The sequence below is a fragment of the Paenibacillus sp. JT31N17 genome, assembly GCF_056269255.1.
The window spans coordinates 940,369-955,261 of record NZ_JBWDNP010000002.1; the positions used below are offsets into that span (position 1 = coordinate 940,369).

Annotated in this window: 12 protein-coding genes; 10 read left to right on the forward strand and 2 right to left on the reverse strand. The window is 51.0% G+C overall.

Annotated elements, in window-relative coordinates; all coding sequences use genetic code 11:
* Positions 1-104: 104 nt before the first annotated feature.
* Positions 105-497 carry a TIGR04086 family membrane protein gene (locus AC0YOB_RS11680; RefSeq protein WP_210045677.1) on the reverse strand — a complete coding sequence of 131 codons (393 nt, stop codon included), beginning with the start codon at positions 495-497 and terminating at the stop codon, positions 105-107.
* A 287-nt stretch (positions 498-784) separates the two neighbouring features.
* Here AC0YOB_RS11680 and AC0YOB_RS11685 point away from each other — a divergent pair, with 287 nt between their 5' ends.
* Positions 785-1,516: a YetF domain-containing protein gene (locus tag AC0YOB_RS11685; protein WP_475792966.1), complete on the forward strand. Its 732-nt coding sequence runs from the start codon at positions 785-787 to the stop codon at positions 1,514-1,516.
* A gap of 77 nt (positions 1,517-1,593) precedes the next feature.
* On the opposite strand, the gene spoVB is transcribed toward AC0YOB_RS11685, so the two are convergent.
* Positions 1,594-3,192 (reverse strand): stage V sporulation protein B, encoded by a 1,599-nt coding sequence (spoVB, locus tag AC0YOB_RS11690; protein ID WP_475792967.1) that lies wholly within the window; start codon positions 3,190-3,192, stop codon positions 1,594-1,596.
* A gap of 254 nt (positions 3,193-3,446) precedes the next feature.
* Here spoVB and AC0YOB_RS11695 point away from each other — a divergent pair, with 254 nt between their 5' ends.
* The 9 genes from AC0YOB_RS11695 (at position 3,447) to AC0YOB_RS11735 (ending at position 13,389) form a co-directional block, all read left to right on the forward strand.
* On the forward strand, positions 3,447-3,686 hold the full coding sequence (locus tag AC0YOB_RS11695) for a post-transcriptional regulator (protein WP_210045737.1): 240 nt from the start codon (positions 3,447-3,449) through the stop codon (positions 3,684-3,686).
* Positions 3,687-3,775: 89 nt separating this feature from the next.
* Entirely contained in the window at positions 3,776-5,041 is a 1,266-nt protein-coding gene (secD, locus tag AC0YOB_RS11700; RefSeq protein ID WP_475792968.1) for a protein translocase subunit SecD, read from the forward strand.
* Positions 5,031-5,963: a protein translocase subunit SecF gene (gene secF, locus AC0YOB_RS11705; protein WP_475765277.1), complete on the forward strand. Its 933-nt coding sequence runs from the start codon at positions 5,031-5,033 to the stop codon at positions 5,961-5,963. The genes secD and secF overlap by 11 nt, the downstream gene beginning before the upstream one ends.
* Positions 5,964-6,005: 42 nt before the next feature.
* Entirely contained in the window at positions 6,006-6,917 is a 912-nt protein-coding gene (locus AC0YOB_RS11710) for a cation diffusion facilitator family transporter (protein WP_475765279.1), read from the forward strand.
* Positions 6,918-7,048: 131 nt separating this feature from the next.
* Positions 7,049-9,484 (forward strand): single-stranded-DNA-specific exonuclease RecJ, encoded by a 2,436-nt coding sequence (gene recJ / locus AC0YOB_RS11715; RefSeq protein WP_475792969.1) that lies wholly within the window; start codon positions 7,049-7,051, stop codon positions 9,482-9,484.
* Complete coding sequence (locus AC0YOB_RS11720; protein WP_475792970.1) at positions 9,481-9,993, forward strand: adenine phosphoribosyltransferase; 513 nt, start codon at positions 9,481-9,483, stop codon at positions 9,991-9,993. Before recJ ends, AC0YOB_RS11720 begins: the two co-directional genes overlap by 4 nt.
* Before the next feature lie 337 nt (positions 9,994-10,330).
* Positions 10,331-12,514 carry a RelA/SpoT family protein gene (locus AC0YOB_RS11725; protein ID WP_475792971.1) on the forward strand — a complete coding sequence of 728 codons (2,184 nt, stop codon included), beginning with the start codon at positions 10,331-10,333 and terminating at the stop codon, positions 12,512-12,514.
* Between the two features lie 23 nt (positions 12,515-12,537).
* Positions 12,538-12,981: a D-aminoacyl-tRNA deacylase gene (gene dtd / locus AC0YOB_RS11730; RefSeq protein WP_475792972.1), complete on the forward strand. Its 444-nt coding sequence runs from the start codon at positions 12,538-12,540 to the stop codon at positions 12,979-12,981.
* 264 nt (positions 12,982-13,245) lie between these two features.
* On the forward strand, positions 13,246-13,389 hold the full coding sequence (locus tag AC0YOB_RS11735; RefSeq protein ID WP_475792973.1) for a hypothetical protein: 144 nt from the start codon (positions 13,246-13,248) through the stop codon (positions 13,387-13,389).
* Positions 13,390-14,893: the final 1,504 nt, after the last annotated feature.

Genomic DNA, 14,893 nt, shown 5'->3' on the forward strand with positions numbered 1-14,893 from the left:
ACTTTCCCCCTAAAAAACCTGTTTCTATGGCTGCGATTCAGTATAGCATATTTTAAGGGGGAGACTGCATGTTCAAAAACTGTTCACGATTTGGATGTATTCGCTCAGGAGCGTTTAGCATTTACGCCTACCATTCCGCCGACCATGCCGCACAGAAGCGTTTCCAGAAGCATGATCAAGGTTCGTCCGCTGACTCCCGTATTGGAAGCCATGAAGCTGATAAACAGCACCAGCACGGCATAGAAAAGACCCAGCATTCCGCCTGAATACCAGCCCCGCCGTCCGGATCTCCGGCCTGATACGAAGCCGCCGGCGAGGGCTGCGCAGCCGTGGACGATCATACTGTAGGAAGGCAGCTCGCTTTCCTGCATGCTGCCCCATCTTAACAATGCCGACAGCAGCAGGGCTCCGGCAGCCAGCCATATCCCGGCATACAGAAGTCCCGAGAGCATGGGCGATTTCATATGCACATTAGGGACATTTTTCATTGGATTCATTCCGTGCAGCCTCCTTAAGAGTTATAGCGATGCTTCCTTCCACGGTCGACTTGCTGCCAGAGAATGTTTTTATGCCCGGGAAGGACAGGTTAAAACTTTTCGTTACTAAACATATGGTCAAGCTGACAAGAATAGTACAAGTCGGGCGGTAAATTCCAATTGTGGCAAAGAAGATTCCGTGGGGCATAATTTGGGGCAGGAGATGAATATAACCAACCCTTTTGGACGTATGACCCCGCACATGGAAGGTGACAATACTCCTTAGAACTTTGGGAGGACGTGATCTGATGGACCTCTGGATTCTTGCGCTCCGTACCGTTTTGATTTATTTTGTGGTCTTTCTGACCTTGCGTTTCATGGGGAAAAGAGAGATTGGCCGGTTGTCAGTCTTTGACCTTGTGATCTCTGTCATGATCGCGGAAATTGCGGTCATTGTTATTGAAGACACGTCAAGACCGATGATGGAAGGCTTGCTTCCGATGGCCGTACTGGTCATCATCCAGATTGGAATTGCGTTAATCACCCTGAAAAGCCACACGCTTCGCACATGGTTCGACGGTAAGCCCTCGGTCGTCATTCAGGGAGGCAAGCTGGATCGCGAGGCCATGAAAAAGCAGCGATACAATCTGGATGATCTCATGCTGCAGCTTCGGGAAAATCAGATATCATCCGTTGCCGATGTCGAATTCGCGCTTCTTGAACCAAGCGGTAAATTATCCGTCATCGAGAAGGAGAATCCGCAGCCGGATGACCCGGATGCCAACAACCGGCAAGATTCCGAATGGGCCAAAAAATCAACGCCGCCGAGGCCTTTTCCCAAAAATTTCAGATTCGAATCCCTGCCTGTTGCCTTGATCATGGACGGCAAGCTGCAAACCGACAATTTGGAGCGAATGGGCAAAGACCGTTTCTGGCTTAATAACCAACTGCGCCAGAATGGCGTGTTTGATATGAAGAAAATATTTCTCTGCACCATTGACCATAACGGCAAGCTGTATATCGATGACGGCCGCAAATAAGGACCGTTCTTTCTCTCCCAGGATGAGAAGGAGCGATCCTTTTTTTTGCACATTCCTCTTTAGGATTTAGAAATTAGTTAGCGGAACCACCTTCCGATCAGGGGGAGCCGGGCGGCATCGTAACGGTCAATAATTCGAAGCTTAACCATTAGAACCAAATATACCAAAACGCCCAGGAGGCAGGCTGCGGTCATATTTTGCCATAGTGCTGGCAGCGTTTGTTGATTCATCATCCAGAGGGAGACAGCCCCCATGACAACCATTGCCGCTCCGACCTTCAGGAAGTCCATTATGTTCATCCGGAATTTGACAAAACGCATAACACTGAATGCATGAAGCAGAGTGACCAGCACGATATTGATATTGATGGCGATCAGAGCGCCATAGATGCCAAGCTCAGGGTCAGAAGCTAATTTGATAATGAGAAGAAGCTTGACCACTGCGCCAATGAATGTATTCATAAGAGCAGTACCTGGCTTCTCCAGAGCTTGGAGCGCAGCCTGGAGCGGAGCCTGCATGTAGATAAAGAGACCGATTGGCGCCATCCACTTGAGCATGGGGGCAATTTCCGCATGATTGTACAGCAGCCGGCAGATCGGTTCGGCGAACAGGGCCATCACCACGACGAAGGGGGCGCCAGTGACCAGGGCCAGCCGCATCGATTGGTGAAGCCGCTTATGGATTGTCGTCCAATCTCCTTTGGCTGCTGCTTCAGAAAGCGAGGGAATCAGAGAAACAGCCAGCGAGTAAGTAAGCGCAGTCGGCAGAAGCAGGATCGGGATGATCATTCCCTGCAGGGCGCCATACTGGGCAGTTGCAATGCCGGTTGCGATACCGGCGGCTGCGAGCGCACGAGCGGTAAAAATGGATTCGAGCAGGTAGGAGAAGGAGCCGATCATTCTGCTTCCCGTCACGGGGACGGACAGATTGATAAGGCGCCGCAGGATTGGTTTTTGGCTATCGCTGCCCATTATGTGCTGGCCGGGCTTAAAGGCGGCTTCCAGACTGTCTGCCGCTTCATGCTGGGGGGCGGAGGATTGCCGGCGCTTGTCCCGGACATACTGCCAGACAAGTACCGCCAATCCCATAATTTCACCAGCGACGACGCCGATCATGGCGCCCGCCGCCGCCCAGGCCAGACCGTAAGGAAGCAGCCAGCTTGCAAACAGAAGTACAAAAACAATACGGAAAATCGTTTCGACGGTCGTGGAAATCGCGGTTGGAATCATATTTTGTTTGCCTTGAAAATAGCCCCTGTACACGGAAGAAATCCCGATTATGAGAAGGAGGGGGGTCATCATGAGAAAGGTCTGATAAACGCGCTGGTCCGTCATCAAATGCTTGACCATCCAAGGGGTAAGCAGAATAAAGGAGACTGTCAGTACGCAGGACAGAGAAACCACCAGTCCCATTGCCGTCCGGAAAATTTGTTTTACGCGTCTATGATCGCCTTGTGACTCCGCCTCGGCAATCCATTTGGCGATTGCCAGGGGAATCCCGCCTGTTATAAGGGTAAGAAGCACGATCAGGAAAGGGTAACCGAGCTGGTATAGACCCACGCCCTCCGCTCCGATGATTCGCGGCAGCGCAATACGGGGAATGAACGCAAGTATGCGATTCACGACTCCGGCTGCCAGCAGGATAAGAGCCCCTTTGATAAACGTTTGCTTGGTCACGGTCGTTCCCTCTTTCCTCCACGATAAATGGCCGTGCTTAAGTGAATGACAGCATGCAGACCCTAACCTGTCCTGTCTTCATGTTTATGCGAGGCATGTCCGTTTCCATGCAGCCAATTTTGAACACGCAGCAGGAATTCAGGGGCTGGATGGCGAATATTAAGGAGCAGCAGAGAAAGAAAGCAGGAAGTGCGAAAGGAGATGTTCCCTTGACAACGGAGAATAATCTTTTATTGACCGATGACGATAAGCCGATGACAAGTGAAGAATGGGTGAGCTCGATTGAATCGCTGTGTCAGAGCAAAGCCGAAGAGTTCAGGCTTGTGGGCTACGAATATGTTTCTGGTAAGGATATATGGGAATGTGTCAGTGAGAAATACGCCAAGACCGGAGAACCGATGATGCACCAGGTGGTAAATGACATTTTGTCGCTCAAGGTAACGAAATTCATGAACTTTATGACCATCAGCGCCTATAAAGGAACCCATTTTTAAAAGAGGGGCTCTTTTTTTTTGACTCGTTTTTGCACCATCGTTATAATAGGAATATTGACATGAGAATTTAAGGGGGAACTAAGGGTATTATGAACCGTCGTCTGCTAGCATTTGTGCTCATCGTCGTCGTTTCCGTCGGCGTCGTAGCAGCAACTAGCCCTATGATCATTGACAAGGTCAGGCTGGGTCTTGATCTGAAGGGTGGATTCGAAATTCTGTACGAGGCACAACCGATTGAAGCAGGTGGAAAGGTTACCAAGGAGTCCTTGACCGAGACAGCCAAAAGTCTCGAACAGCGTGCAAACGCGACGGGGGTTGCGGAGCCTGACGTAACAACAGAAGGTTCAAATCGGATTCGCGTCAAGATTGCAGGAGTCACCGATGAGAATAAAGTGCGTGATATTCTCAAGAAACCGGCTGAGCTTACTTTCCGCAGTGCCCGCGGCTGTGCTGACGACGCAGGCTATTGCAAGGTGGAGCTTCAAGGGAACGAGTTCAAACAAAATGGGGCGGATATCCGCCAAACCAATTTGAACCAGTATGAGATATCCATAAAGATGAAGGATAAAAGCAAATTTGCCGAGATAACCAGAGAAATTGCGAAGCTTTCTCCAAAAAATCAATTGGCCATTTATTTGGATGATACAGAGCTATCAGCGCCTAACGTTGCACAGGAAATCAACAGCGATGAAGCTGTTATAACCGGTGATTACACCCGTGAGGAAGCAACCGATCTGAAGAATACAATCAACCTTGGCGCACTTCCGCTTAAATTGACGGAGAAATATACCCAGAGCGTAGGGGCGACCTTGGGCAAACTTTCCTTGCAGGAAACATTGTTTGCCGGTGCGCTCGGAACGGTGCTTATCCTGCTGTTTATGATGATTTTTTACCGTCTGCCTGGAATTATTGCCAGTGTGTCGATCGTGGTGTTCATCTGGCTTTTGCTCCTGTGCTTCAACTTGATTAATGCGACGCTTACTCTGCCTGGTATTGCCGCCTTTATATTGGGAATCGGGATGGCGGTCGACGCCAACATTATTATGGCGGAACGGATCAAGGAGGAAATGCGCAGCGGCAAGAGCATCATGTCCTCGCATAAGGCCGGTTCCAAAAACTCTTTCCGGACCATTATTGATGCGCACGTAACGACAGGGATTGCAGGGATCGTGCTTTATTTCCTTGGGACAGGCGCTGTCAAAGGCTTTGCGATCATTCTCATCCTGACCATCATTGTGAGTATACTGTCCAACGTGTTCATCTCCCGCTTTCTCCTTTCCCTGCTTATTCGCAGTAACTTGGTGAAAAAACCGGGATATTTCGGAGTCAAGGAGGAGGATATCCGTGCGCTTTAATAAATTTGGTCATGATTCGAACATCAAGTTCGATTTTGTAAAAAGATCCCGTTATTTCTTTATCTTTTCGATTGCCATCACGATATTGGGAATCGCTATGCTCGGCATTTTTGGAATGAATTACGGGGTTGATTTCCGTGCAGGCTCCAGTGTCGATATCGCCGTCAAGAAGGATATGAGCGGACAAAAGGAAGCCATCGAGAAGTTCCTTGCGGATAACGGCCTGGGTCAACCGGCCATAACCGTTGGAGCCAGCCGTGTAACCATGCGCTTTGACACCGTTCTTGACGACGCCAAGGAGAGAACGCTTAAAGATGGCTTTGCTGCGAAATTTGACAAGGATGCATCCGCCGAGGTAAATACGGTTGATGTTGAAATTGCCAAAGAACTGGAACGCAATGCATTAATTGCGATGCTCGTTGCAAGTCTGGGTATCGTGATCTATGTAAGCATCCGTTTTGAATGGCGCTTTGCGCTCGCGGCGATTGTCGCCCTGATGCATGATGCCTTCATCGTAATCAGCGTGTTCTCGATTCTGCAGCTGGAAGTGAATTTGCCGTTCATCGTTGCGGTATTGACCATTATCGGTTACTCCATTAACGATACGATCGTCATATTTGACCGTGTGCGCGAGAATTTACGTTTTGCCAAGATCAAAAAGCCGTCTGATCTGGACGAGCTGGTTAATGCCAGCGTAGGGCAGACGTTCACGCGTTCCATTAATACGGTATTGACTGTTGCGGTCGCTGCAATTTGTTTGTTGATATTCGGCAGTGAAGCCATCAAACTGTTCTCACTGGCCATTCTCATCGGACTTGTCAGCGGAGCATATTCTTCGATCTTTATCGCAAGCCCGCTCTGGCTGGTGTTGAAGAAGAAACAAAAACCAAAAACTGCGGTAAAAACGCCAGCCGCTTCATAAGAATATAAGGATTCAATTATTATGATGGCTTAGGAGGCCTCCATGACAGCGAATCAACGTTACGCTAAGGCGGAATCAGCGGCATGGACCGGACTTCTCGGTAATGTCTGCATCGCGGCGGTGAAAGGTGGAATCGGTGCGCAAACAGGCAGTAAAGCATTGCTTGCCGATGCCTGCCGCTCCGCCTCCGACGCTGCTTCATCATTTGTCTCTCTTACCGGTATCAGGCGCAGCAGGAGGCTTGGCGCACCCGATGCTCCGGTACCGGCCCTGCAAGGAAAAACCGAGGCAGCATCCGGTGTGATGGCTTCGATATTACTGATGATTGTCGGATTGGAAATCGGTATATCCGCCATCAAATCAATCGCCGACGGGGTGGACAAGGGGCCGGGCTGGCCTGCCGTTACAACAGTCGTGCTTGCTTTTGTCATAAAGGAGCTGTTCTTTCCGATTAAAGAACGCCGCACTGATTTTTATGCTTCATTGGCTGCTCTCGTGGGAACAGGGGCGGCAGCTCTCGGCAAGCCGCTCGATCTGCCGGTGCTCTATTATTTTGACCCCGCGTCATCGCTTATTATTGTGGTGATTGTGTTCTCCAGCGGTTACCGGGTAGCTTCAGCTTCCGTATTGAAAAGCCATTCAAGTGAGATCGAGCCTGCGGATCTGAATGAATTCAAAGCCGCGATTCAGCGGATTGAAGGCGTAATTGCAGTTGAGGAGCTTCGTGTCCGGGAACATGGGCATTATGTTGTCGGGGACATCGTAATTAGCGTTAATCCGCGCATCTCGGTTTTAGAGGGCAACGAGATTGCCAAGCGGGTCAAATACTTCTTGATGAAGCGGTTCAGTCATGTTACGGATGTATCGGTACATGTCGAGCCCTATGACCCGGGTTATCCATACAAATCCAATCACGATCCGAACCAGGACCATATGCCGACGCTGTTGCAGTAGCAGCAGCGTTTTTTTTGAGCTTATAGCGATTTTTCCAGTCCCGGTGAAAGGAGGTGTGCATTCTGATCAGATCCAAAACACGTTGGACTGTCGCACAGATAGACGATGAAGGAGAGGAGCGCGCCGCCATATTGGCCCGTGAATTATCCTTATCACCCTTGGTCGCAAGACTGCTTGTACAAAGAGGTTTAGCTGATGTTGATGCCGCGCGACAGTTTCTTTATGGCGGTTTAGAGGGCCTGCATGATCCATTTCTGCTGAAGGGGATGGAACAAGCGGTTAAGCGCATCAGGCAGGCGGAGGAACGAAATGAGTATATCCGTATATTTGGCGACTATGACGCGGATGGAGTTTCCTCCACTGCGCTAATGACCTTTTTGTTCCGCAGAATGGGACTGAAGTTCGATTCCTACATACCGCACCGTACCCTGGAGGGGTATGGACTGAATATAAAAGCGATTGATCTTGCCGCTGAAGCGGGGGTTAAGCTGATTGTGACAGTGGATACTGGAATCAGCGCCGTTGAACAAATCAATCACGCCAATTCGCTGGGGATCGATGTTATTGTGACGGATCACCACGAGCCGCCGCATGTGCTGCCGGATGCATGGTCATTAATCAATCCCAAGCAGGTGGGCTGTTCCTACCCGTTTAAGGGCTTGGCAGGTGTAGGCGTGGCGTTCAAGCTGGCACAGGCTCTGCTGGGCGAACCGCCGGTGGAATGGTGCGATGTCGTCGCGCTTGGTACCGTCGCGGATTTAATGCCGCTTACGGATGAAAACCGGGTATTGGTGCGTCTTGGCCTGCAGGAGCTGCGCAAAGGGGATAAGCCGGGCTTCCGTGCTCTTGCGGATGCGGCGGGCATCAAGCTTGCAGCTGTCAATTCTACAGACATTGGTTTTGGAATGGCGCCGCGGATCAACGCGGCGGGCCGTCTGGACCATGCGCATCGGGCATTGAACCTGCTTACCGCTTCGGATGACGAGACGGCGGCGGAGGCTGCTTTTACACTGGATACCCTGAACCGTGAGAGGCAGCTTATCGTGGAAACCATTCTGAAGGAAGCCGAGCAGCAGTGGGAGGACAAGCGCAGCTTAGCCGCTGAAGTGGGGCAGAAGGAGCCGGCTGTCATCGTGCTGGCTTCCGAAGGCTGGAATGTCGGTGTTGTAGGAATTGTAGCGTCCAAGCTGATTGACCGATTCTACAAGCCAACACTAATTCTGAGCATCGACAAGGAAAGCAGGATGTGTAAGGGCTCTGCCAGGTCGATTGCCGGATATGATCTGCATGCTGCGCTGACACAATGCGATGAGCTGCTGGACCATTATGGCGGCCACCAGGCGGCAGCCGGCATGAGCCTGCATGCAGACAATCTGGAGATGCTGGAGTCGCGTCTGTGCCAACTTGCGGATGAATGGCTCACGGAGGAAGACTGGATCCCGGGAACCTTGATTGATATGGCGTGCACAATCAAAGATGCTTCCATGGATGTACTGGAGCAGCTTGGACAGCTTGAGCCGTTCGGAAATGGCAATATGGCCCCTAAGCTGCTTCTGCAAGGGGCGAAGCTTGCGGACCGAAGGGCCATTGGCAGGGAGAGCAAGCATTTGAAGCTGTCGCTGAGCGGCGACGGGAAGCTGCTGGATGCGGTCGGTTTTGGCTTCGGCAAGCACTTGGATAAGCTCTCCGATGACGCTGAACTAGAACTGGTTGGCGAGCTTTCCATCAATGAATGGAATGGCGAACGCCGGGTGCAGTTCATGGTTGGCGATATGCGGGTGCCGCATATTCAGCTTTTTGACCGACGCGGACAAGCCGGCAGCGATTCGTTCTCAGCTTTGCTCAAGCTGATCAAGGATGACGATCTGGAATCTGTCCTGGTCCTGATTCCGTCGCCGGTATGGCTCGAAGCCGTCAGGGAATCGGAATCCGCGGCTCTCCCGGATGGCCTTCGGATGGTCACTTATGAAGATGCTGCAGAAGATAGCTGGTATTGCTCCAAATTGATTATTCTGGGGAGGCCTCCTTCTGCAGATAAGCTCGCTTCCTCCATTAAGGCTTGCCAAGGGATTGAAAGGGTCTACGCCATGTACAGCGAATCCTTTAACGGCAATGAAGACAAGCCAGGCAAAGTAGCGAAATCTGCCGCATCACGTCAGGACAAGCAAAAAAAACCTGAAACTGCAGCCGTACAGCCATTCTCCCATACGGACCGCAAGAATTTCGGCCACCTGTACCAGACCCTTCGTCGCGTATGTCCAATCAACGAGGATGGCGCAGCGGATCGGCTGTCTGTCATGATGGGCTGGAAGAAAGCGTCTGCGGCTTTCATGCTGAAGGTTTTTCTGGAGCTGGAGCTGATCCGTACAGAGAACAATGAGCTCCGGCTTGTCGCCGATCCTGTCAAAAGAGAGCTTGCTCATTCTCCGACATATCGTGATGCGCTGCGGCGGGAAAAGACGGAGCAGATTTTGTTCGCAGAAACCAAAGAGCTTGCCGGCTGGATTATTGAGCAGGCGGAGGTAGTTTTACCGTTATCCATAATAAAAGGAGTGGGCGTTTCATGAATTTTAAGGATTATATTCGTATTATTCCCGATTTTCCACAGCCGGGCATCCGATTTAAGGATATTACAACACTGATAAACAACGGTCCTGTTTACTGCGCGGTTATCGATGCCCTGAAGCAGGCGGTGGGAGACAAGCAGATTGATCTGATTGCCGGACCGGAAGCCCGCGGCTTTATTGTAGGTGCGCCGCTAGCGGTTGCGCTTGGCGTTGGATTTGTACCGATTCGTAAAAGCGGCAAGCTTCCGGGTGAAGTGGTAGAAGCCGATTATGATCTTGAGTATGGCAAAGACAAGCTGGCGATTCACAAGGACGCCATCCAGCCTGGCCAGAGGGTGCTTATAGCAGATGATCTGCTTGCTACGGGAGGAACGATTGCAACGACACTCAATCTGATTGATCAGCTTGGCGGACAAGTAATCGGAGCTGCCTTCCTGATCGAGCTTGGTTATCTGGACGGCCGCAGCAAGCTTGGCGACCTGGATATTTTCTCATTGATGACCTATTGATTCCTTCGAACAGCTGGTAAGAAAAACACCGGAATGCTCATGTTCCGGTGTTTTTTCTCGATTTACAAAGTTCACTCCGCATCATTTTATAAGGCTTCTTCTCATCTATAAACAGTGAGAGTTGGCCTTGCTTTTTGTTTTGCGAATGGGGAGAAGGTCCCTCTTTGACCGGCTGCATGAAGGATGCCGCATCCTGCCAGTGGATGAAGGGCCTATGTCAGGTCCTATGGCTTGCTTCACAAGAGGGGCAAGAGTGCCGCCAATGGCTGCCATAGTTGACGCTGAGGCCTGACAGGGGGCATAATAAGGGGAAATAGAAGTCGGGAAGGGACGTTTCATGGGCATCGAGCAGTTACTCAAAATAGCTTCCACCTATATGAAGGAACAGGATTTGCAAAAAATTCAGGAAGCTTATGATTTTGCAGATCAGGCCCATCACGGGCAGGTTCGTAAATCAGGTGAGCCCTATATCCTGCATCCTGTTGCAGTTGCGGAAATACTCGTCAATATGCAGATGGATGTATTGTCGATAATAGCGGCTCTCCTTCATGATGTGGTCGAGGATACGACCGTCCCGTTGGAAGAGGTCAGGTCCCGGTTTGGCGAGCCATGCGCGGCGGTTGTGGACGGCCTGACCAAGCTGGAGAAAATCCAGTTCCGCTCCAAGGAAGAGCAGCAGAACGAGAATTACCGGAAAATGTTTGTTGCGATGGCGCAGGATATCCGTGTCATTCTTATTAAACTTGCCGACCGGCTTCATAATATGCGCACACTCAAATATCAGTCAGAGGAAGCGCAGCGGCGCATCGCCTATGAGACGCTTGAGATTTTCTGTCCCATCGCGAACCGTCTTGGTATTTCTGCCATCAAGTGGGAAATGGAAGATATCGCGCTGCGCTATTTGAATCCCCAGCAGTATTACCGGATTGCCAATCTGATGAAGAAGAAACGTACGGAGCGGGAGCAGTATATCGCGGACGTCATCGGACGGATCACCGAGAAGCTCGAGGAAATGAATATTGAAGGCGATATATCCGGCAGGCCCAAGCATATTTACAGCATTTATAAAAAAATGACGACGAGAAGCAAGCAGTTCAACGAAATCTACGATCTGCTCGCCATTCGTATTATTGTGGATAATATCAAGGATTGTTATGCCACACTCGGTATTATTCATACGCTCTGGAAGCCGATGCCTGGCCGCTTCAAGGATTATATCGCGATGCCCAAAGCCAATATGTATCAGTCGCTTCATACGACAGTGATCGGACCGACCGGGGAACCTACGGAGGTGCAGATCAGAACGTGGGACATGCACCGCACATCCGAATACGGGATTGCCGCCCACTGGGCCTACAAGGAAGGGACTGTAGTGCCAGGCGGCTATTTCGAGGATAAAATGACGCTGTTCCGTGAAATTATCGAGCTGCAGCATGAGGCCAGCGATGCGTCGGAATTTGTCGAATCTCTGAAGATGGATTTCTTTTCCGATCTTGTTTTTGTATTTACCCCAAAAGGGGAAGTCTTTGAGCTGCCTGCAGGTGCGGTACCGCTGGATTTCGCTTACCGGGTTCATACAGAGGTCGGCAACCGTACGATCGGAGCCAAGGTCAACGGACGAATCGTCCCGCTTGACTACAAGCTGAAGACCGGTGACATCGTCGAGATTCTCACCTCGAAGCATTCCTACGGCCCCAGTCAGGACTGGATCAAAATCGCCCAATCCTCTCATGCCCGCAGTAAAATCAAGCAGTGGTTCAAGAAAGAGCGCCGCGAAGAGAATGTGGAGAAGGGCCGAGACATGCTCGAGCGTGAGCTGAAACGTCTGGGGCTGGAGCCCCCGGCATGGCTCAGCGATTCACAGCTGCAGGAGGCTGCAGCCAAATTCACCTTTAACGATATTGACGATATGCTGTCCGCGATCGGTTTCGGCGGCATCACTGCCGCCCAGATTGTAACCAAGCTGACGGAAAAGATGCGCAAAGAAGCTGAAGAAGCCAATCAAATTGAATTGACGAATGAGAAAAAGGATGTCAAGACCGCACCGGCGCAGCGCAAGACGCGGCCCACACATGGTGTTACGGTCAAAGGCCTGGATAATTTGCTTGTTCGATTTGCACGCTGCTGCAATCCGATCCCCGGAGACGATATTATCGGATATATCACCCGGGGCCGCGGCGTATCCGTACACCGGGCGGATTGCCAGAATATTCCACTCGGTGAAGGCGGCGAGGAAGCGGGACGCGTTATTGAAGTGGAATGGGAGCAGTCCATTGAGGCCAACTATAGTGTGGATATTGAAATTACCGGCCATGACCGCCGCGGCTTGCTGAATGAAGTGCTGCAGGCCGTGTCGGAGAGCAAAACCAATATTTCCGCGGTGTCCGGACGTTCTGACAAGAACAAGCTGGCCATGATCCACATGACCATCCTGATCCGTAATCTGGAACATTTGCAGTCTGTTGTGGAGAAGATCAAGCGTGTGAAGGATGTGTATTCGGTCCATCGGATCATGCAATAGGTAATGGAGAGGGTTATAGATATATGAGAGTCGTTGTGCAGCGCAGCAAGCATGCGGCCGTAACCATCGATGGCGAGACGGTCGGCTCCATCGAGCAAGGTCTAGTTCTGTTGGTAGGTCTTACGCATGAAGATACCGAAAACGATGTCCGCTGGATGGCTGATAAAATTGCGGGCTTGCGGATTTTTGAAGATAACAGCGATAAAATGAATTTATCCATTCTCGATGCCGGAGGGTCCATTTTATCGGTTTCCCAATTCACTTTGTACGGCGATTGCCGAAAGGGCAGGCGTCCCAATTTCATGGCTGCGGCCAAGCCGGAGCAGGCCGAAGCGCTGTATTTAAACTTTAACGAGGTGCTGCGGTCCAGTGGGCTTCATGTGGAGACGGGGCGTTTTGGGGCAATGATGGATGTCTCTCTGGTCAATTGGGGTCCGGTCACTCTTTTATTGGAAAGCAGGCAATAAGGGAGTCAGGAAGAGAATTTATTCCAAACCGGCCGGACATGGCTTAATTCTGGATGCATGGGCAACACTAGTAACCATATAAGCTTAAAACGTCGACGCAGCGGGAATGGAGCTGGAGATCACAGCCCGGCTGCGGGTTTATCCTTGAGACTTGGCGACAGATCTTTTTATCTGCTCGCCTTACGGACTCTGGACAACGACTTTTTTAAGTAAATTGGTGAAAAGGGGTTTGCCGCCATGCACCAGTCGCGTAAGGAGCAAGGTATGGAACGATCCTCGAGGAGACTGCTTCAGGCGGACCGCCGGGAAGCATTGATCTTCTCGGAGCTCGAAGAGGAGATCGCTGCCGAGTGGATGGGCGGGGCAGTGGCTCCACGCCGCGAAACTCAGGGCAAGCACGGCAGTTGAGAATGTGCAGAGAGAGAGTGAGAGAGGAGAGGCCTGCAGCTGAAGTGAGGCCTCTTTCTCGTCTTGTTGCGGGGAATGTTGTGATTTTTTCTCTAATCAAACATTGCTTGCATCTCCATGTAGGTAATTTTTTTAGGCTGTCGAGCATGGTTGTGAAGTGTGAAAGGAAACGCTTTTAATTTTGTAATGAAAATGTAACTTATTTTCAATGTTCCTATAACATGTTGAACCTATAATAAAGGTCGACCCCCTTTTTTGAATATATTATTGATGGACCTACAACATTGTTTGTAGGTTTTTTTCTTTGTATATCCCTCCCTATATCCCTCCACAGGAGGGACCCCAAGGGCCGCCGGCCCTCTGGACACCCAGAATGAATAACGTTGGCGCTACTGAGAAACGCATGGAAGTCACTGCTTACCTTGGATCGTTTTCGTCCCTTTCGGGACACACTTCCTTTCTTTGCTCCCAAGGACTGGTGGACTGCGTCCCATAATAACGTTGGTGTGACAGAGCCGGTTTTTAAGTGATGTTTAAATTTGATAAGTTTACTTGTCAATCTCCAGTAACGAACACGTGAAAGTGAAAGTGTAACTAGTTGCATGCACTTCTAAACCCCAAAAGTATTCCAGTCCCGAAGGAACACCAGGTGCCCCGAGCGCAGAAAAAGTAAAAGTGGGTCCCGCAAGGGACGAAAAACGAGGCGACCTCGCAGCAGCTAACCCGCTTGTCAGCATCGCCAACGTTATTCGGCCGGGTGTCCAGAGGGCCGGAACCCTTTGGGGTCCCCCTCCGGGGGATTTAGGGGGCAGCAACAGGTCCCGTCAGGGACGAAACTAATAACCATAATAGTCGTGCTGATGCGCCCTCTGTTCCCCAAACGTTATTCCAGTCCCGAAGGGACACCAGGTGCCCCGAGCGCAGAAAAAGTAAAAGTGGATCCCGCAAGGGACGAAAAACGAGGCGATCTCGCAGCAGCTAACCCGCTTGTCAGCATCGCCAACGTTATTCAGCCGGGTGTCCAGAGGGCCGGACCCTTTGGGGTCCCCCTCCGGGGGATTTAGGGGGGCATCAACAGGTCCCGTCAGGGACGAAACTAATAACCATAATAGTCGTGCTGATGCGCCCTTTGTTCCCCAAACGTTATTCCAGTCCCGAAGGGACACCTGGTTTCCCGAGCGCAGAAAAAGTAAAAGTGGGTCCCGTCAGGGACGAAAAACGAGGCAACCTCTCAGCAGCTAACCAGCTTGTCAGAATCGCCAACGTTATTCGGCCGGGTGTCCAGAGGGCCGGAACCCTTTGGAGTCCCCCTCCGGGGGATTTAGGGGGCAGCAGGTCCTGTCAGGGGACGAAAACTAGAGACTATAATAGTCGTGCTGATGCGCCCTCTGAACCCCAAACGTTATTCCAGTCCCGAAGGGACACCTGGTTTCCCGAGCGCAGAAAAAGTAAAAGTGGGTCCCGTCAGGGACGAAAAACGAGGCAACCTCTCAGCAGCTAACCA

What these genes read in the sequence shown, in the direction of transcription:
- AC0YOB_RS11680 (WP_210045677.1), bottom strand. Translation starts at nt 497, where the DNA reads ATGAATCCAATGAAAAATGTCCCTAATGTGCATATGAAATCGCCCATG.
- AC0YOB_RS11685 (WP_475792966.1), top strand. Translation starts at nt 785, where the DNA reads ATGGACCTCTGGATTCTTGCGCTCCGTACCGTTTTGATTTATTTTGTG.
- AC0YOB_RS11695 (WP_210045737.1), top strand. Translation starts at nt 3,447, where the DNA reads ATGACAAGTGAAGAATGGGTGAGCTCGATTGAATCGCTGTGTCAGAGC.
- secD (WP_475792968.1), top strand. Translation starts at nt 3,776, where the DNA reads ATGAACCGTCGTCTGCTAGCATTTGTGCTCATCGTCGTCGTTTCCGTC.
- AC0YOB_RS11710 (WP_475765279.1), top strand. Translation starts at nt 6,006, where the DNA reads ATGACAGCGAATCAACGTTACGCTAAGGCGGAATCAGCGGCATGGACC.
- AC0YOB_RS11720 (WP_475792970.1), top strand. Translation starts at nt 9,481, where the DNA reads ATGAATTTTAAGGATTATATTCGTATTATTCCCGATTTTCCACAGCCG.
- AC0YOB_RS11725 (WP_475792971.1), top strand. Translation starts at nt 10,331, where the DNA reads ATGGGCATCGAGCAGTTACTCAAAATAGCTTCCACCTATATGAAGGAA.
- dtd (WP_475792972.1), top strand. Translation starts at nt 12,538, where the DNA reads ATGAGAGTCGTTGTGCAGCGCAGCAAGCATGCGGCCGTAACCATCGAT.
- AC0YOB_RS11735 (WP_475792973.1), top strand. Translation starts at nt 13,246, where the DNA reads ATGGAACGATCCTCGAGGAGACTGCTTCAGGCGGACCGCCGGGAAGCA.